Origin of the sequence: Duganella sp. S19_KUP01_CR8, from assembly GCF_036688705.1 — a bacterium.
Taxonomy (GTDB): Bacteria; Pseudomonadota; Gammaproteobacteria; order Burkholderiales; family Burkholderiaceae_D; genus Rugamonas.
This window is the reverse complement of sequence record NZ_JAQQPR010000013.1, coordinates 81,783-99,452: the sequence shown is the minus strand read 5'-3', so window position 1 is coordinate 99,452 and position 17,670 is coordinate 81,783. Positions and strand designations below refer to the sequence as shown.

17 protein-coding genes are annotated in these 17,670 nt (G+C 63.6%); 4 read left to right on the top strand and 13 right to left on the bottom strand.

Going from position 1 to position 17,670, the window contains the following annotated elements:
- Positions 1-8 precede the first annotated feature (8 nt).
- The 4 genes from V6M89_RS14845 to V6M89_RS14830 all read left to right on the top strand — a co-directional run bounded on the left by V6M89_RS14845 (position 9) and on the right by V6M89_RS14830 (position 8,693).
- A complete protein-coding gene (locus tag V6M89_RS14845; RefSeq protein WP_332853882.1) occupies positions 9-1,991 on the top strand; it encodes a dipeptidyl-peptidase 5 in 1,983 nt (660 codons plus the stop codon).
- A 6-nt stretch (positions 1,992-1,997) separates the two neighbouring features.
- Positions 1,998-6,161: a DEAD/DEAH box helicase gene (locus tag V6M89_RS14840; RefSeq protein ID WP_332853881.1), complete on the top strand. Its 4,164-nt coding sequence runs from the start codon at positions 1,998-2,000 to the stop codon at positions 6,159-6,161.
- 103 nt (positions 6,162-6,264) lie between these two features.
- A complete protein-coding gene (locus V6M89_RS14835; protein WP_332853880.1) occupies positions 6,265-8,235 on the top strand; it encodes a DUF885 domain-containing protein in 1,971 nt (656 codons plus the stop codon).
- A 119-nt stretch (positions 8,236-8,354) separates the two neighbouring features.
- A complete protein-coding gene (locus tag V6M89_RS14830) occupies positions 8,355-8,693 on the top strand; it encodes a hypothetical protein (protein ID WP_332853879.1) in 339 nt (112 codons plus the stop codon).
- Between the two features lie 8 nt (positions 8,694-8,701).
- Here V6M89_RS14830 and tatC read toward each other — a convergent pair whose 3' ends face one another.
- From tatC to hisD, 13 genes are all read right to left on the bottom strand, one after another.
- A complete protein-coding gene (tatC, locus tag V6M89_RS14825) occupies positions 8,702-9,457 on the bottom strand; it encodes a twin-arginine translocase subunit TatC (protein WP_332853878.1) in 756 nt (251 codons plus the stop codon).
- Positions 9,458-9,952 carry a Sec-independent protein translocase protein TatB gene (tatB, locus tag V6M89_RS14820; RefSeq protein WP_332853876.1) on the bottom strand — a complete coding sequence of 165 codons (495 nt, stop codon included), beginning with the start codon at positions 9,950-9,952 and terminating at the stop codon, positions 9,458-9,460. It abuts the gene before it with no gap.
- A 39-nt stretch (positions 9,953-9,991) separates the two neighbouring features.
- Positions 9,992-10,195 (bottom strand): Sec-independent protein translocase subunit TatA, encoded by a 204-nt coding sequence (tatA, locus tag V6M89_RS14815; protein WP_332853949.1) that lies wholly within the window; start codon positions 10,193-10,195, stop codon positions 9,992-9,994.
- A gap of 134 nt (positions 10,196-10,329) precedes the next feature.
- A complete protein-coding gene (locus V6M89_RS14810; RefSeq protein WP_332853875.1) occupies positions 10,330-10,701 on the bottom strand; it encodes a histidine triad nucleotide-binding protein in 372 nt (123 codons plus the stop codon).
- A 22-nt stretch (positions 10,702-10,723) separates the two neighbouring features.
- Entirely contained in the window at positions 10,724-11,062 is a 339-nt protein-coding gene (locus tag V6M89_RS14805; protein WP_116991413.1) for a phosphoribosyl-ATP diphosphatase, read from the bottom strand.
- Positions 11,059-11,520, bottom strand: a complete 462-nt coding sequence (hisI, locus tag V6M89_RS14800; RefSeq protein WP_116991412.1) for a phosphoribosyl-AMP cyclohydrolase — start codon at positions 11,518-11,520, stop codon at positions 11,059-11,061. The genes V6M89_RS14805 and hisI overlap by 4 nt, the downstream gene beginning before the upstream one ends.
- Before the next feature lie 24 nt (positions 11,521-11,544).
- Positions 11,545-12,306 carry an imidazole glycerol phosphate synthase subunit HisF gene (hisF, locus tag V6M89_RS14795; protein ID WP_332853874.1) on the bottom strand — a complete coding sequence of 254 codons (762 nt, stop codon included), beginning with the start codon at positions 12,304-12,306 and terminating at the stop codon, positions 11,545-11,547.
- Between the two features lie 11 nt (positions 12,307-12,317).
- Positions 12,318-13,109, bottom strand: coding sequence for a 1-(5-phosphoribosyl)-5-[(5-phosphoribosylamino)methylideneamino]imidazole-4-carboxamide isomerase (gene hisA / locus V6M89_RS14790; RefSeq protein ID WP_116991410.1), 792 nt, complete (start codon positions 13,107-13,109; stop codon positions 12,318-12,320).
- Between the two features lie 33 nt (positions 13,110-13,142).
- Positions 13,143-13,781, bottom strand: coding sequence for an imidazole glycerol phosphate synthase subunit HisH (gene hisH, locus V6M89_RS14785; RefSeq protein WP_332853873.1), 639 nt, complete (start codon positions 13,779-13,781; stop codon positions 13,143-13,145).
- A 21-nt stretch (positions 13,782-13,802) separates the two neighbouring features.
- Positions 13,803-14,393 carry an imidazoleglycerol-phosphate dehydratase HisB gene (gene hisB, locus V6M89_RS14780; RefSeq protein ID WP_008443061.1) on the bottom strand — a complete coding sequence of 197 codons (591 nt, stop codon included), beginning with the start codon at positions 14,391-14,393 and terminating at the stop codon, positions 13,803-13,805.
- 30 nt (positions 14,394-14,423) lie between these two features.
- Positions 14,424-15,524 carry a histidinol-phosphate transaminase gene (gene hisC, locus V6M89_RS14775; protein WP_332853872.1) on the bottom strand — a complete coding sequence of 367 codons (1,101 nt, stop codon included), beginning with the start codon at positions 15,522-15,524 and terminating at the stop codon, positions 14,424-14,426.
- Between the two features lie 13 nt (positions 15,525-15,537).
- Positions 15,538-16,356: a DNA-methyltransferase gene (locus V6M89_RS14770; RefSeq protein ID WP_332853871.1), complete on the bottom strand. Its 819-nt coding sequence runs from the start codon at positions 16,354-16,356 to the stop codon at positions 15,538-15,540.
- The gene (gene hisD, locus V6M89_RS14765) at positions 16,353-17,669 is read right to left on the bottom strand and encodes a histidinol dehydrogenase (protein ID WP_332853870.1); all 1,317 of its coding nucleotides are present in this window, start codon (positions 17,667-17,669) and stop codon (positions 16,353-16,355) included. Before hisD ends, V6M89_RS14770 begins: the two co-directional genes overlap by 4 nt.
- Position 17,670: the final 1 nt, after the last annotated feature.

The following is a 17,670-nucleotide window of genomic DNA, read 5'->3' as shown; positions in this document are numbered from 1 at the left end:
GAGACGCCATGACATCAGCTGAATTGAAAATGAGCCCTATTACCGCGCCCTACGGCGCCTGGCCATCGACCATCAGCGCCGCGCGCGTGGCCGCCGGCGCCACGCCCCTGTCCACGCTGATGCTGGGCGGCGCCGATGGCAGCGATATCTTCTGGCTGGCCGGCCGCGCCGCCGAAGCGGGCCGCAACACCCTGCTGCGCCACCACGGCGTGACCACCGGCGAACTGACTCCAGCCCCCTTCAATGTGCGCAGCCGGGTACACGAATACGGCGGCGGCGCCTATACGGTGGACGGCGATACCATCTATTTTTCGCATTTTGCCGACAACGTCGTCTACAAACTTGATGTAGCCGACGACGGCGCGGCTCCCGTGGCGCTGACCCGGGCCGGCAAGCAGCGCTTCGCCGACTTCGTGGTCGACCGCGCGCGCGGACGCCTGATCGGCGTGCGCGAGCTGCATCGGGATGACGCGGGCGACGCCCACGCCCAGCCAATCAACACCATCTGCGCCATCGACGCCGACGGCGGCGAGACCGTGCTGGCGCAAGGCGCCGACTTCTACTCGTCGCCGCGCCTGTCGCCGGACGGCCGCTCGCTGGCCTGGCTGAGCTGGGACCACCCGCGCATGCCATGGCAGGGCACCACCCTGTGGCTGGCCGATATCGGCGACGATGGCGCGCTGGCCGCGCCGGTGCGCATCGCCGGCGGCGCCGAGGAATCGGTGTGCCAGCCCGAATGGTCGCCGGACGGCCTGCTGCACTTCGTCTCCGACCGCAGCGGCTGGTGGAACCTGTACCGCCTGTGCCGCGAACGCGATCGCACCGAGGGCCTGTGTCCGATGGAGGCGGAATTCGCCTCGCCGCATTGGACCTTCGGCAACTCGATGTACGGCTTCCGCTCGGCCTCCGAAATCATCTGCACCTACATCGACAAGGGCGTGAGCCGCCTGGCGCGCCTGCTGCCGGGCAGCGGCAAGCTGGAAGCGATCGCAAATCCCTACGAGGAGATCCGCGAACTGCGCGTGGCCAAAGGCTACATCGCCATGCTGGCCGGCGGCCCAACCATCCCGATGGAACTGGCGCGCATCGACTTCACCGAGGAGGGCGTGGAGATCCTGGCGCAGTCGATCGAGGAACTGCCGGAGGAAGACTACCTGTCCATTCCCACCAGCATCAGCTACCCGAGCGCCAACGGCCGTACCTCGCACGCCTTCTTCTACCCGCCGCGCAACCGCGACGCGGCGGCGCCCGAGGGCAGCAAGCCGCCGGTGATCGTCATCAGCCACGGCGGCCCGACCGGCATGACCGTCAACACGCTGAACCTGAAGACCCAGTTCTGGACCAGCCGCGGCTTCGGCGTGCTGGATGTGAACTACGGCGGCAGCACCGGCTTCGGCCGCACCTACCGCGACCTGCTCAAGGGCCAGTGGGGCATCGTCGATGTCGAGGACTGCGTGGCGGGCGCGCAGGCGCTGGTCGAACGCGGCCTGGCCGACGGCGAACGCCTGATCATCCGTGGCGGCAGCGCCGGCGGCCTGACCACGCTGTGCGCGCTGACCTTCCATAATGTGTTCAAGGTGGGCGCCAGCTACTACGGCGTGTCGGACCTCAAAGGCCTGGACCAGGACTCGCACAAGTTCGAATCGCACTACAATGAGTACCTGATCGCGCCGCAGCCGCAGGCCGAGGCGCTGTACCAGGCCCGCTCGCCGATCAACCATACCGACAAGCTGGCGCGCCCGATGATCTTCTTCCAGGGCCTGGACGACAAGGTGGTGCCGCCGCAGCAGTCCGAAATGATGGTCGACGCGTTGAAGGCGCGCGGCGTGCCGGTGGCCTACGTGCCGCTGGAAGGCGAAGGCCACGGCTTCCGCAAGGGCGAGAACATCGTCCGCACGCTGGAGGCGGAGCTGTACTTCTACCAGCGGATGTTTGGCCTGCACGACCCGGCGGCCACGCCGCCGGTACACATCGATAACCTGAAAGACTGACCCCGCATGGCCGACGCTAAGCTGCTCGCCGAATTTGACGCGCTAGAATTCAACGAAAAAATGATACTGGCGCTGCTCGCCCTGATCGGCGAGCCGGTGGGACGCACGGCCATACTCGATCACCTGAACCACGCCCGCATCGAAGACAAGGACGGCAACGCTTACGGCGTCGGCACGCTGGACGAATCGATGCGCAAGCTGGAACGGCTGGCCTTCATCAGCATCGTGACGGGACGCGGCTTTGTCTGCAATCCCAAGCTGCGCTGGCCGGCGATGCGCGCCTCCATCGGCACGCACGCGCTGGACGACTTGTGCAGCGCCTACGACGAGCTGACACCGATGCGCCAGACCTGGAACAGCTTCGAGCCGCGCAGCTACCGCGCCGGCATGGCGCGCCTGCGCATGGGCCTCCTGCGCGGCCTGGCGCCGCAGCAGATCCAGCCGATACTGGCGTTCTGCCTGGGCAGCTACGAAGCGGCGCAGCTGCATCCCATCGTCGACATCTTCGGCCGTCCTTTCGAACCGGGCATGCTGGCACGCGTGCATCCGCTGCTGCAAGACGATGTGCTGATGGTGCTGCTGCAAAACGCCCAGCATGAATTCCTGACCGTGCCGGTGATCCGCGAATTTTGCGAGCAGCACATGCAGCGCCGCCTGGCCGCCAAGGACGACATCAGCCCCGAGCTGCGCATGGCGCTGGCCGAGGATGCGCTGCTGTGCGGCCGCCTGGACGACGCCAAGCGCTACCTGGAACGCACCGCCGGCCCGCAAAGCCAGTACCTCGCCAGCGCGGTGGTGCTGCTGCGCGGCGCCAGCGGCGCAGCCATCGTCGGCTTCGACGCGGCGCTGAAGACGCTGCGCCGCGACACCGGCAAACGCAAGCACCTGTTCAGCGGCATGGCCGGCTACCTGTACCTGCTGGCTATGCTGCGCAGCGGCGATGCCAAGCACCTGAAGGCGGCCGAGGCCTACCTCGAAATCGCCGTGCGCATGCCGCAGAATCACGACACCGCCGTGCACCAGCAAATCGACATGCTGCGCCAGATCCGCGCCGGCACCATGCAGACCGACGCCGTCGCCGCGCTGGCATGGGACAACAGCCTGCAAACGCAGATGTTCCAGTGTCTGCTGTATTTCTGGCTGTCGTTGCCCCAGCTGTCCGAGCGCAAGGCGCAGCTGCAGGAGCTGGCGCAGAACGCCGAGCGCGCCGGCTATCTGTTCATCGCCGGGCAGGCAGCCTGCCTGCTGGGCCATCTGGGCGATGTCGAACAGCAGCGCCACGCCAACGCGCTGCGTTCGCGCCTCGGCTACCCAGACTTGAGCGTGTGGTTCGAGCGCCAGGAAGCATGGCAACGGCAGCTGACGGCGCTGATCAATCTGCAGCAGCCCGCCACCGCCGATGCCGCCGGCAGCACGCGCCTGGTGTGGATGCTGAACTACGACAACCGCCACGGCCTGACCGACGTCGCGCCGGTCGAGCAGAAACGCGATGCACGTGGCTTGTGGAGCAAGGGCCGCGCCGTCGGCCTGAAACGATTGCGCTTCGAGGCCGAACAGTTCGACTTCCTGACGCCGCAGGACATCCGCGCGTCCGAGGCCATCTCGGTGGCGCACCGCAGCTACCAGTCCAGCGGCCTCGCATACGAAATCGATCCACAGCGCGCCGCGTCGGCGCTGATCGGCCATCCGCTGCTGTTCTGGGCCGATGCGCCGGACACGCGGGTGGAGATGCTGGCCGGCGAGCCTGAACTGCTGATCAAAAAAAGCCCCGGCAATCTGGAACTGCGCCTGCAACCGCCGATCCCGGACGACAGCTCCTCCGTCATCGTCAGCAAGGAGACGCCGACCCGCCTGCGCGTGGTCACCATCCTCGACGAGCACCGCCGCATCGCCGCCATCGTCGGCAACGGCTTGAACGTGCCGGCCCACGCGGAGCAGCAGGTGCTGCACGCGATCAGCTCCATCTCCTCGCTGGTGACGGTGCAATCGGAAATCGGCGGCGCCGCGCCGGACATGGAACAGGTGGAGGCCGACATGCGCCTGCACCTGCACCTGCTGCCATACCAGCACGGCCTGAAGATGCAGGTGCTGGTGCGGCCGCTGGCCAACGGCGCGTACTACGCACCCGGCGCCGGCGCCGACAGCGTGATCGCGGACGTCAACGGCAAGCCGGTACAGGCGCGCCGCAAGCTGATCGACGAACGCGACGCCGAGCGCGAACTGATCGCCAAATGCCCGGTGCTGGAATCGGCCGAGCAGGAACACGGCGAATGGCTGCTGGGCCAACCGGCGCTGTGCCTGCAACTGCTGGTCGAACTTCAGGAGATGAACCCGGACACCATCGTGCTGGCCTGGCCGGAAGGCGAAAGCTTCCGCGTGACCGCCAAGGTGGAGACCAAGCAGCTGCGCCTGGCCATCAAGAGCAATAAGGACTGGTTCGCGGCCAGCGGCGAATTGCAGATCGATGAAGGCAAGGTCATGGATCTGAAAACGCTGCTGGAGCTGATGCAGAAGAGCCAGAGCCGCTTCGTGGAGCTGGGCGAGAACCGCTACCTGGCACTGACCGAGGAACTGCATCGCCGGCTGATGGAAGTGTCGGTCTACGGCGAGATCACCGAAGACGGCGTGCGCGTGCATCCGCTGGCGTCGTTCGCGCTGGAAGAACTGGCCGACGATATCGGCGGCCTGAAATCGGACAAGCTGTGGAAGGAGCATCTTGCGCGCATGGAAGCGCAGGCGGCCTTCGTGCCGCAGTTGCCGACCACTCTGCAAGCGGAGCTGCGCGACTACCAGCTGGAAGGCTTCAACTGGCTGTCGCGCCTCGCCAGCTGGGGCGTGGGCGCCTGCCTGGCCGACGATATGGGCCTGGGCAAAACGCTGCAGGCGCTGGCGCTGATCCTGTCGCGCGCACCGCAAGGCCCGACCTTGGTGGTGGCGCCGACCTCCGTCTGCATGAACTGGATCAGCGAAGCCGCGCGCTTCGCGCCGACCCTGAACGTGAAGCTGTTCGGCCCCGGCGACCGTGCCGAGACCATGGCCACCTTGCAGCCCTACGATCTGGTGGTGACCAGCTACGGCCTGCTGCAGCTGGAGTCCGCGCTGTTCGCCGGCGTGCAGTGGAACACCATCGTGCTAGACGAAGCGCAGGCGATCAAGAACGGCGCCACCAAGCGCTCGCAGGCCGTGATGGCGTTGAAGGGCGACTTCCGCATGATCGCCACCGGCACGCCGCTGGAGAACCACCTGGGCGAGTTGTGGAACCTGTTCCGCTTCATCAATCCAGGCCTGTTGGGCAGCATCGAGCAGTTCAACCTGCGCTTCGCGGCGCCGATCGAAAAGCCGCAGGACCATCGCGCGGAAGTGGGCGCGCGCAATCGCCTGCGGCGCTTGATCCAGCCCTTCATGCTGCGCCGGACCAAGGCGCAGGTGCTGACCGAACTGCCGTCGCGCACCGAGATCACGATGGAAGTCGACCTGTCGGCGGACGAAACGGCGCTGTACGAATCGCTGCGCCGCGCCGCGCTGGAAAACCTGGCCGCCGTCGAAGGTCCGGCCGAGAAGAAATCGATCCAGATCCTGGCCGAGATCATGCGGCTGCGCCGCGCCTGCTGCAATCCGAATTTGGTGGCGCCGGAACTGGGCCTGGCCAGCAGCAAGCTGGCGGCCTTCGCGCACTTGCTGGAAGGCTTGCTGGAGAACCGCCACAAAGTGCTGGTGTTCAGCCAGTTCGTCGATCATCTGTCGCTGATCCGCGCCCACCTGGACGCCAACAACATCAGCTATCAATACCTGGACGGCTCGACGACTATGGCCGACCGCAAGAAGCGCGTCGACCTGTTCCAGGCCGGCGAGGGCGAGGTGTTCCTCATCAGCCTGAAGGCTGGCGGCGTCGGCATCAACCTGACCGCCGCCGACTACGTGATCCACATGGACCCGTGGTGGAATCCGGCGGTGGAAGACCAGGCCTCGGACCGCGCGCACCGCATGGGCCAGCTGCGGCCGGTGACCATCTACCGGCTGGTGGCGCGCCATACCATCGAGGAAGGCATCGTCGACCTGCACCAGCACAAGCGCGACCTGGCCGACAGCCTGCTGGAAGGCAGCGACGTGTCGGGCCGCATGTCGGCCTCCGAGATGTTGAATATGCTGCAAGAAGGAATGCGAAAGTAGCCGTCCGGTTACAAACCGGATGCGCTCAAACCGGCGGATTAGTGATAATCTCCTCCGCTTCGGCCCGGTACGCCGGGCCACTTTATCGACAAGGCTGTTCAAGATGATCAAGACAAATATCGCACTGGCTGTATTGATGACGACGCTCGCCGTCGCACCAGCCGGCGCCACCACGCACCACAAGACAACCCATACCTCGGCCAAGAGCAGCGGCAAGAGCAGCAGCCACGCGGCCCACGCGAAAAGTGGCAAGTCCGGCAAGAGCGCTAAAGCCAGCAGCAAAGGCAACAGTAAAGCCAGCACTCAAAGCAGCAGCAAGCACGGCAAGGCAAAAGCCGTCGCTGCCGGCGCCGCAGTGGCCGCCGTCGCCGCGCCTTCGCTGAAGCCGTCCGGCACGCCTGAGCGCCGCCAGGACCGTTCCTTCGACGGCCAGAGCAGCCAGTTCCTCAACGCGCTGTGGCGCATCGATTCGGAAAGCGCGATCTACGCCGGCAAGTACGATACCGCCGCCACGCTGGCCATCCCCGACAAGGCAGGCCAGGCCAAGGAACTGGCCTTCATCGACGAGTGGAAGCAGCGCTTCGGCGCGATCAACGCCAGCCAGCTGTCGGCCAAGCAGCGCACCGACCTGGCGCTGCTGATCAACAAGCTCGACAGCGACCGCTTCCGCCTGACCACCTTGAAGGAATACGAGTGGAACCCGGCCAGCTACAACGTGGCCGGTCCGATCGACCTGATCCTGAACACCGAATACGCGGCCCAGCCGCAGCGCCTGCGCACGCTGCTCAAGCGCATCGCCGGCATCCCGGCTTACTACGAGGCGGCGCGCGCCAACATCGTCAATCCGACGCGCGAGCACACGCGCCTGGCGATCGCGCAGGCGCCCGGTGTGCAAACGCTGCTGACCGAGGTGGACAAGGCGGCGCAGGCGTCGATCCTGACGCCGGTGGAGAAGCAGCAGTTCACCCAGCGCGTCAATGCGGCGCTGACCGCTGTCGACGGCTATGTGGCCTTCCTGAGCGAGATGGACAAGCAGATGGATACCAGCGGCCGCCGTACCTTCCGCTTGGGCAAAGAGCTGTACGAGAAAAAATTCGCCTTCGACATCCAGTCCGGCAGCACCGCCGAGCAGACCTACCAGAAGGCGCTGGCCGCGCGCGAAGAGCTGCTGGCCAATATGGAGCGCATCTCGGACGAGCTGTGGGACAAGACCATGGGTTCCACCGCCAAGCCGGCCGACCGTTTTGCCAAGATCGGCAAGGTGATCGACAAGCTGTCCGAGCGCCACGTGAAGCGCGAGGATTTCTTCGCCGAGATCCGCCGCCAGGTGCCGGTGTTGCAGGACTGGGTGATCAGCCACAACCTGCTGACGCTGGATCCGAAGAAGCAGCTGGAAGTACGGGCGACGCCTGCCTACCAGGCCGGCGTGGCGGGCGCCAGCATCGATGCGCCGGGACCGTATCGTCCGCAGGACCGCACCTACTACAACGTGACGCCGCTCGATGGCGCGACGCCGGAAGCGGCCGAGAGCAGCCTGCGCGAGTACAACCACTGGATCCTGCAGATCCTGAATATTCATGAGGCGATACCGGGGCACTACGCGCAGCTGGTGTATGCGAACAAGTCGCCGTCGATCGTCAAATCCATCTTCGGCAATGGCGCGATGGTGGAGGGCTGGGCGGTGTACGGCGAGCGCATGATGCTGGAGTCGGGCTACGGCGACAACGCGCCGGAGATGTGGCTGATGTATTCGAAGTGGAACCTGCGCAGCGTGACCAACACCATCCTCGATTACAGCGTGCATGTGCTGGGCATGACCGAAGAGCAGGCGATCGACCTGCTGACGCGCCAGGCCTTCCAGACGCGCAGCGAAGCCGTTGAGAAATGGCATCGGGTGCAGGTGTCGTCGGTGCAGCTGACCAGCTATTTCAGCGGCTACAGCGAGATCATGGAACTGCGCGAGCAGCGCAAGCAGCAGCTGGGCGCGAAGTTCAACCTGAAGGAATTCCACGAGCAATTCCTGAGCTACGGCAGCGCGCCGGTGCGCGTGATCAAGGGCTTGATGACGCAGTAGGACGGCATGGGTTTGCGCGCACTTGAGTGCGCGCAAACGACTCATCCATTGATTCGATACGCTAGTGAGCCGGCTCGCATTCGGGCCGGTTTCTGCTACGATTAAATCGGGGAGCGGTCATGAACATGCCTATTAAATTCGACACTCTTGAATACGCTAGGAAACTTGTAGAAGCCGGAATGTCGCGCGATCAAGCATCGGCACAAGCGCAGGCATTGAGCGAGGCGTTGTCGGAAGCGACCGTCGCACCTGCTGAGCTCGTTCTTCTCAGGGCAGATCTCATCGCCCGCATGGAAATCCAAAAACATGATACGGAAATCCTGAAGCGCGATGTCGAGATTCTCAAAATCAGAGTCGATGCGCGATTCACCACAGTATTCTGGATGCTTGGCATTTCAATGGTGCTACATGCCGTTACGATCGGCATGTTGCTGCATCTGCTAGCCCGGCTGCCATAGCCAGAAGATCAGGCCTTCTCTTCCGGCGCCGTCGATATACGCACAAACATCGGCGCTACCAGCAGGCCCAGCTCGAACAGCAGGCACATCGGAACCGCCAGCGAGAACATGCTGACCGCATCCGGCGGCGTGACGATCGCGGCAATCACGAAGGCGCCCACGATGGCGTAAGGCCGTATCTCTTTCAGCTTGGCCACCGTCACCAGACCCATACGCACCAAAATCACCACCACCACCGGCACCTCGAAGGTCGCGCCAAACGCCAAGCACATCGACATGACGAAATCCAGGTAGTTCTCGATATCCGGCGTCACCGCGATCGACTGCGGCGAAAACTCGGCGATGAACTGGAACACCCGTCCAAACACCAGGAAGTAGCAGAACGCCACGCCGGACATGAATAGCACCGACGACGAAATCACCAGCGGCGCGATCAGGCGCTTCTCATGCGCGTACAAACCGGGCGCCACGAAGGCCCACAGCTGGTACAGCACCCACGGCAGCGACAGGATGATGGAAATCACCAGCGTCACCTTCATCGGCACCAGGAAGGGCGAGATCACGCCGGTGGCGATCATCTTCGAGCCGACCGGCAGCGAGGCGATCATCGGCCGCGCGATGAAATCGTAGATCTGCGACGGGCCAGGCCAGATCATCAGCGCGATGCAGACGATGGCAATCCCGATCGACGCCTTGACCAGACGGTCGCGCAATTCGATCAGGTGAGAGATAAAGGTCTCTTCGCCCTTTTCAGGTGTAGTCATTTAGTAGAACGAAGAAGAGGAGTTGCTGCCGGGACGGAAGCGCGCCACGCGCGCGGCGCCGGAGGTCACGTGCATCTTGCCGCCGTGACGCTGCTTGTACCAGCCGGGGATGGCCGAATTGCGCACCAGCTTCTTGCGGCGGAATTCGCGCGCCTTGCGCGACAGGTCGTCGGTGGTGGCGCTGCTGATGGTCGGCGAATGGATGGTCGGCGTGTCGTGCCAGGCGTTTTCCACCTCGGCCGCGTGCTGCGACATCGAGCTTTCGACATCCGCCTTCACGCTCTCGGCCGCCGCCTGCACTTCCTTCTGGAGGTTTTTCAACTCTTCCAGTTCGATTTCGCGCGAGACTTCGGTTTTGACTTCGTTCAGGTAGCGTTGGGCGCGGCCGTACAGCGTCCCGGCCATGCGCGCTACCTTGGGCAGCTTTTCAGGACCGATGACGACCAGCGCAACCACGCCGATCACAGCAAGTTTGGTAAGACCGAGATCGATCATAAGGGTGTTTCAGCCTGAAGGGAGCACCGCTCCCCCAGCTTACTTCTTCTCTTTAGCGTCGACGTCGATGGTGCCGGGAGCGGCAGGAGCGGCCGGCTTGTCTTCGTCGCCCTTGACGCCATCCTTGAAGCCTTTAACGGCCTTGCCGATGTCCGAACCCATATTGCCCAGTTTTTTGGTGCCGAAAACCAACATCACAATCACCAGGACGATCAACCAATGCCAAATACTGAATGAACCCATCATATTCCCCTTGCAAGGCGCATGCGCCCAATTTATCCGTTGATTCGAGAACTGCTGCAACAGTATAAGCGAACCGCAGCCTGTCATGTAGATGTCATGCGGCTATCGATATAACGCCATCGTGCTAAGCCGGATTAGCGTTGTCCGCGCCAAGGGTGTGGGCCGCCGATTACGTGCAGGTGTAAATGGTACACCTCCTGGCCGCCATTCGGACCACTGTTAATCAGCGTCTTGTAACCGCCGGTCGGCGAGCCGTCCGCATCATAGCCGACTGCGCAGCCGGCTTCCTCTGCCAGACGGGGGGCCAGCGCCAGCATCTTGCCCAGCAGCGGCGCTTCGTTGGCGCTGCAATCCGACAAGGTTGCGAAATGTTTCTTCGGGATCACCAGCAAATGCACCGGCGCGGCCGGGTTGATGTCTTTGAAGGCCAGCAGGTCTTCATCTTCGTAGACGATGGCTGAGGGGATTTTCTTTTCGGCTATTTTGCAAAACAGGCAGTTTTCCACAACGACTCCGTAAATGGGGGAATTATTCCTTGCGAGCGGCTTTTTCGTCGATGCCGGACACGCCTTCGCGGCGCGCCAGCTCGTCGAGCACCTGCTGCGGCTTCAGATCGAACTGGGCCAGCAGCACCAGCGTATGGAACCACAAGTCGGCCACCTCGTACAGCACCTTGCCGCTGTCGCCGCCGGCGCGCGCATCCTTGGCGGCCATCACGGTTTCGGTGGCTTCCTCGCCGATCTTCTTGAGGATGGCGTCGTCGCCCTTGGCGAACAGCTTGGAGGTGTAGGACGTCGCGGGATCGCCCCCGTTGGCCAGTTTGCGCGACTCGATGATGTCGGCCAGGCGGTCCAGGATAGTGCTCATGTCGATTTCTTTGCTTTGGTTTTCGCCACGGTGGCGGGGGTGTAGATCTCCGACGGGTCTTTCAGCACCGGCTCGGTGTTCTGCCAGTCGCCTTCCAGTGCGTCGCCCTCGAACTTCTGGAAGAAGCAGGAATGGCGGCCGGTATGGCAGGCGATGCCGCCGGCCTGCTCGATCTTCAGCAGCACCACGTCCTCGTCGCAGTCGAGGCGGATCTCCAGCACTTTTTGCACGTGGCCGGACTCCTCGCCCTTGTGCCACAGCTTCTTGCGCGAGCGGCTCCAGTAGACGGCCTCGCCCAGCTCGACCGTCTTGGCCAGCGCGTCGCGGTTCATCCAGGCGAACATCAGCACATCGTTGCTGCCAGCTTCCTGGGCGATGACCGGCACCAGGCCGTGCTCGTCCCACTGGATTTTCTTCAGCCATTTAGCCTTGGCCAAGGCGCTTGCGGTGATCGACATCTTGCTTTCCCAACTGTTATGAAACTACGCCAGGCGCATCGGAATGCCCTGCTGCGCCATGAAGCGCTTGGCTTCTTGCACGGTGTGCTGGCCGTAGTGGAAGATACTGGCCGCCAGCACCGCGTCGGCCTTGCCCAGCTTGATGCCGTCGGCCAGGTCCTGCAGGCCGCCGACGCCGCCCGAGGCGATCACCGGGATGCCGACCGCGTCGGACACGCCGCGCGTCAGGCCCAGGTCGAAGCCGGACTTGGTGCCATCGCGGTCCATGCTGGTCAGCAGGATTTCGCCGGCGCCCAGCTGTTCCATTTTCCTGGCCCATTCGATGGCGTCGATGCCGGTGGCCTTGCGGCCGCCGTGGGTGAACACTTCCCACTTGCCCGGCGCAATCTGCTTGGCGTCGATCGCCACCACGATGCATTGCGAGCCGTGCTTTTGCGAGGCGTCGAACACCAGCTGCGGATTCGACACCGCCGACGAGTTCATGCTGACCTTGTCCGCGCCGGCGTTGAGCAGGCGGCGCACATCGGCCACTTCGCGCACGCCGCCGCCCACCGTCAGCGGGATGAACACCTGCGAAGCGACGGCTTCGATGATGTCCAGGATCAGGCCGCGGTTGTCGCTGGTGGCGGTGATGTCGAGGAAGGTCAGTTCGTCGGCGCCCTGCTCGTCGTAGCGGCGGGCGATTTCCACCGGGTCGCCGGCGTCGCGCAGCTCGGTGAAATTGACGCCTTTGACGACGCGGCCGTTGGTCACGTCCAGGCAGGGGATGATGCGTTTAGCGAGCATGGTATTTAACTTTAGTTTTCTTCCGAGTCGACTTCCAGGTCGCCGCTCAGTTCATCCGCGCGCAACTGGGCCGAAGCCAGGTCGATGGTGCCTTCGTAAATCGAACGGCCGCAGATCACGCCTTCGATGCCTTCGTCCTGGACAGCGCACAACGCTTCGACGTCACCCAGGTTGTGCAGGCCGCCCGACGCGATGACCGGGATCTTGACCGCTTGCGCCAGCTTGACGGTGGCTTCGATGTTCACGCCACCCATCATGCCGTCGCGGCCGATGTCGGTGTAGATGATCGATTCGACGCCGTAGGCTTCAAACTTCTTGGCCAGGTCGATCACTTCGTGGCCGGACATCTTGCTCCAGCCGTCGGTGGCGACCTTGCCGTCCTTGGCGTCCAGGCCGACGATGATGTGGCCCGGGAAGGCGCCGCAGGCGTCGTGCAGGAAGCCCGGTTCTTTGACCGCGGCGGTGCCGATGATGACGTAGCTGATGCCGGCGTCCAGGTAGCGCTCGATGGTGTCGAGGTCGCGGATGCCGCCGCCCAGCTGCACGGGGATTTCGTCCAGGTCGTTTTCTTCGGCGTATTCCTGCACCACTTTCAGGATGGCCTTGACCGCGCCTTCGTTCTTCGGCTTGCCGGCGAAGGCGCCGTTCAGGTCGACCAGGTGCAGGCGGCGCGCGCCTTGCTTGAGCCAGTGCAGGGCCATGTCGGCCGGGTCTTCGGAGAATACGGTGGCGAGTTCCATATCGCCTTGTTTCAAGCGAACGCAGTGACCGTCTTTGAGGTCGATGGCAGGAATGAGCAGCATGATGGTTTCAGTAGATTTAAGGGGTAAATGAAATCAAGGGTTCCAGTGAACGAAATTTTTGTACAACTGCAATCCGGCCGCGGCGCTTTTCTCCGGGTGGAACTGGGTAGCAAAAATATTATCACGGGCGACGGCGCAACTGAACGCCGCACCGTAGACAGTTTGTCCGACGGTGTGCTCGGTCCGCTCAGGCTGGGCGAAATAGCTGTGCACGAAATAGAAGTAACTGTTGTCGGCAATGTCCTGCCACATCGGGTGAGACGCGTTTTGGTGGACTTGGTTCCAACCCATTTGCGGCACCTTGAAGCGCGAGCCGTCTTCCTGGACCTGGCCGTCCAGCTGGAAGCGCACCACCTTGCCCGGCAACAGGCCGAGGCCGGCGGCATCGCCTTCCTCGCTGACGTCGAACAGCATCTGCTCGCCGATGCATACGCCCATCAGCGGCTTGGTTTTGGCGGCCACCAGCAGCGCCTCCTGGACGCCGGACTCGCGCAGGCTGCGCATGCAGTCCGGCATGGCGCCCTGGCCGGGCAGCACGATGCGGTCGGCGGATTCGATGTCGGCCACTTCGCCGGAAATCAGCACATTGGCTTCGGGCGCGACGGCGCGCAGGGCCTGCGCGACCGAGCGCAGATTACCCATGCCGTAATCAACTACTACGATTTTTTTCATGATGTGTGGTGTGCAAACTCGTTACAGACTGCCCTTGGTCGACGGGATCGTGCCGGCGGCGCGCGGGTCCAGCTCGGACGCCATGCGCAGCGCGCGGCCGAAGGCCTTGAACACGGTTTCGCATTGATGGTGGGCGTTGGTGCCGCGCAGGTTATCGATGTGCAGCGTGACCAGGGCGTGATTGACGAAGCCGCGGAAGAATTCCAGCGTCAGGTCGACGTCGAAGGTGCCGATCATCGCGCGCGTGAACGGAATGTGGTACTCGATGCCTGGACGGCCGGAGAAATCCAGCACCACGCGCGACAGCGCCTCGTCCAGCGGCACATACGAGTGGCCGTAGCGGACGATGCCCTTGCGGTCGCCGATGGCCTTGGCCACGGCCATGCCGAGGGTGATGCCGACGTCTTCCACCGTGTGGTGGTTGTCGATATGGATGTCGCCGGTGGCTTCCACGTCCAGGTCGAACAGGCCGTGACGGGCGATCTGGTCCAGCATGTGGTCCAGGAAGGGCACGCCGGTGTTCAGCTTTTGCTGGCCGGTGCCGTCAAGGTTGATGGAAACGCGGACTTGCGTCTCGTTGGTGTTGCGGATGATTTCTGCGGTGCGGTTCATGAAGGGCTCGCGATGGCGATGGCTATAACGTTAGGATGCCAGCGATGCGGCGAACGCATCGAGGAAGGTGGAATTCTCTTCCGGGGTACTGACCGTGATACGCAAACAATTGGCCAGCACATCGTGCATTTTACCTACATTTTTGACTAATACCTTGCGAGACAGCAGTTTCGCGTAGGCATCGTCGGAATTTGGCACCCGTATCAAGATAAAATTCGCCGCCGAGGGGAAGACCTCGACGCCGGGCATAGCGGCCAATGCAGCCGCCAGATCGGCGCGTGCGGCGCGCAAAGCGGTGGCCTGCTGGTTCAGCACCTCCACGTGGTCGAGCGCGAATTCGGCCGCTGCCTGCGTCAACACGTTGATGTTGTAAGGAGGCCGCACTTTGTCGAACTCCGCCAGCAATTGCGGCGCCGCCGACATGTAACCCAGGCGGATGCCGGCCAGGCCCAGCTTCGATACGGTGCGCATGACCACAAGATTGTTAAATTCCGGCAGGCGGTGCATAAAGGTCTGCTGCGCGAACGGCTCGTAGGCTTCGTCGACCACGGCCAGGCCCGCGCCGTTCTCGTCGAGCGCCTTGATGATGGCGACGATGTCGTCTTCGGCGAACAGGTTGCCGGTCGGGTTGTTTGGATAGGACAGGAACACCAGCGACGGCTTGTGCTGCTTGATCGCGGCCAGCATGGCCGGCATATCCAGCGTCAGGTCGGCCTTGAGCGGCACGCCGACGTAGTCCATGCCGGCGAACTGCGCCGAGCGCTGGTACATGACGAACGACGGCGTCGGCGCCAGCACCACGGCGCGGCGGTCCTGCAGCGCGCAGCCCATGCACAGGATCGAGATCAATTCGTCGGAGCCGTTGCCCAGCATGACGTCGTAGCCGGCCGGGACGCCCAGCCTGGCGCACACGCTTTGCTTGATGGTGGCGTAGGAGGCCACCGGATAACGGTTCAGCGTCACGTCCACCAGGCGGCTGGCCAGCTCCTCGCGCAGATGATGCGGAAGGTGGTAAGGGTTCTCCATCGCATCCAGTTTGATATAACCACTCGCGTCGGCGACGTGGTAGCCATGGATGGCGCGCACGTCGGAGCGGATGGTGGTGTTGACCAGGGTGTCGATGGAAGACATCTTACTAAGGCTCCTATGAGTTGACTAAACTTCGTTTAACAGCGGATTTTTTCTTCTTCTCCGGCGGTGCGGGCACCTCCGGCATGGCCAGTCGTTCTGCGATGATGGCGCAGTAATCTGGATTCAGTTCGAAACCGACGAAATTGCGTCCGCATCGCTTGGCGGCGATCGCCGTCGTGCCGCTGCCCATGAACAGGTCCAGCACCACGCCGTCCGGCGGACACGAGGCCTTGAGCATGCGCTCGATGATCTCCAGCGGCTTTTGCGTCGGATGGTCGGCGCGCTCGGGATGCTCCCGGTGCAGGCGCGACACGCTCCACAAATCCTTGGGGTTGTAGCCCACTTCCAGCCACTTGGCGCCGATGAAGATCGAGCGCGAACGGGCTTTCTTGGTTTCGGCGTCGTACGGAATGCGCACCGAGTCCAGGTCGAAGTAGTAATCCTTGCGGCGCACGAAGAAGCCGATGGTGTCGTGCACCGACGAGTAGCTGCGCACGCTGCCGCCCATCGACGGCACGCGGCGGTCCCAGATAATCTCGTTCATCATCGTCATGCGCTTTTTCAGCAGCACGAAGATCTCCGGCGAAAAGCGCCAGGTCAGGAAGATGTACAGGCTGCCGTTGGGCTTGAGCTTCGGCAGCGCGGCGTCGATCCATTGCTCGGTCCAGCGCAGGTACTCTTCCACCGTTTGCGAATCGGAGTCGTTGCCGTAGTCCTTGCCCAGGTTGTACGGCGGGTCGGTCAGTATCAGGTCGATGGAACCGTCCGGGATGCGCGCCAGGCCGGTCAGCGCATCCTCACAGAAGACCTGATTGATCCATGCTTCACTCATTTGAGGCGCAGCTCCGCGCTGCGGGCGTGGGCTTGCAAGCCCTCGCCGTAGGCCAGTTCCGCCGCGACCTTGCCCAGCGTTTGTGCGCCGGCTTCGCTGACGTGAATGATCGACGAGCGTTTCTGGAAATCGTACACGCCCAGCGGCGACGAGAAGCGCGCGGTGCGCGACGTCGGCAGCACGTGGTTAGGGCCGCAGCAGTAGTCGCCCAGCGATTCGGACGAATAGCGGCCGAGGAACATGGCGCCGGCGTGGCGGATCTGGTCGGCCCACTGCTGCGGGTTCTCGGCCGAGATTTCCAGGTGTTCGGCGGCGATGCTGTTGGCGATGGCGCAGGCTTCGGCCATGTCGCGCACTTTCACCAGGGCGCCGCGGTCGGTCAGCGAGGTGCGGATCACTTCCGCGCGCGGCATCGTCGGCAGCAGCTTGTTGATGCTTGCTTCCACCTTGGCGATGTAGTCGGCGTCGGGGCACAGCAAGATGGCTTGCGCCAGCTCGTCGTGCTCGGCCTGCGAGAACAAATCCATCGCGACCCAGTCAGGATCGGTGGTGCCGTCGCAGACGATCAGGATTTCGGAAGGGCCGGCGATCATGTCGATGCCGACGATGCCGAACACGCGGCGCTTGGCGGCGGCCACGTAGGCGTTGCCGGGGCCGACGATCTTGTCGACCGGTGCGATCGTCTCGGTGCCGTGCGCCAGCGCGGCGACAGCCTGCGCGCCGCCGATGGTGATGACGCGGGTGACGCCGGCAATCGCGGCGGCGGCCAGCACCATCTGGTTCTTCACGCCGTCCGGAGTCGGCACCACCATGATGATCTCTTCAACGCCGGCGACGTGCGCGGGTATCGCGTTCATCAGCACCGACGATGGATAGGCGGCCTTGCCGCCGGGGACGTAGATGCCCACGCGGTCCAGCGGCGTGACTTTCTGGCCCAGCACCGTGCCATCGGCTTCGGTGTAGGTGAAGCCGTTCAGTTCCTGCTTCTGGCGCTCGTGGAATACGCGGATGCGTTGCGCGGCAATGTGCAGCGCGTCGCGCTGCGCTGCCGGAATCGCGGCCAGCGCGGCTTGCAGTTCGGCTTCGGGAATATCAAAGGCGGCCATGCTGGAGGCGCCACCGTTCGGAATGCGGTCGAAGCGGTTGGTGTATTCCAGCACGGCGGCGTCGCCGCGCGCCTTGACGTCGGCCAGGATGCCGCCGACGGCGCGTTCGATCGCTTCATCAGTACTCGCTTCAAATGCCAGCAGGGCATCCAGGGACTTTTTGAAATCGGCTTGGGTGGAATCGAGCTTGGTAATTTGAATCGACATG

Coding starts and splice junctions, on each gene's coding strand:
- V6M89_RS14845 (WP_332853882.1), top strand. CDS start 9: ATGACATCAGCTGAATTGAAAATGAGCCCTATTACCGCGCCCTACGGC.
- V6M89_RS14840 (WP_332853881.1), top strand. CDS start 1,998: ATGGCCGACGCTAAGCTGCTCGCCGAATTTGACGCGCTAGAATTCAAC.
- V6M89_RS14835 (WP_332853880.1), top strand. CDS start 6,265: ATGATCAAGACAAATATCGCACTGGCTGTATTGATGACGACGCTCGCC.
- V6M89_RS14830 (WP_332853879.1), top strand. CDS start 8,355: ATGAACATGCCTATTAAATTCGACACTCTTGAATACGCTAGGAAACTT.
- tatC (WP_332853878.1), bottom strand. CDS start 9,457: ATGACTACACCTGAAAAGGGCGAAGAGACCTTTATCTCTCACCTGATC.
- tatB (WP_332853876.1), bottom strand. CDS start 9,952: ATGATCGATCTCGGTCTTACCAAACTTGCTGTGATCGGCGTGGTTGCG.
- tatA (WP_332853949.1), bottom strand. CDS start 10,195: ATGGGTTCATTCAGTATTTGGCATTGGTTGATCGTCCTGGTGATTGTG.
- V6M89_RS14805 (WP_116991413.1), bottom strand. CDS start 11,062: ATGAGCACTATCCTGGACCGCCTGGCCGACATCATCGAGTCGCGCAAA.
- hisI (WP_116991412.1), bottom strand. CDS start 11,520: ATGTCGATCACCGCAAGCGCCTTGGCCAAGGCTAAATGGCTGAAGAAA.
- hisF (WP_332853874.1), bottom strand. CDS start 12,306: ATGCTCGCTAAACGCATCATCCCCTGCCTGGACGTGACCAACGGCCGC.
- hisA (WP_116991410.1), bottom strand. CDS start 13,109: ATGCTGCTCATTCCTGCCATCGACCTCAAAGACGGTCACTGCGTTCGC.
- hisH (WP_332853873.1), bottom strand. CDS start 13,781: ATGAAAAAAATCGTAGTAGTTGATTACGGCATGGGTAATCTGCGCTCG.
- hisB (WP_008443061.1), bottom strand. CDS start 14,393: ATGAACCGCACCGCAGAAATCATCCGCAACACCAACGAGACGCAAGTC.
- hisC (WP_332853872.1), bottom strand. CDS start 15,524: ATGTCTTCCATCGACACCCTGGTCAACACCACCATCCGCTCCGACGTG.
- V6M89_RS14770 (WP_332853871.1), bottom strand. CDS start 16,356: ATGAGTGAAGCATGGATCAATCAGGTCTTCTGTGAGGATGCGCTGACC.
- hisD (WP_332853870.1), bottom strand. CDS start 17,669: ATGTCGATTCAAATTACCAAGCTCGATTCCACCCAAGCCGATTTCAAA.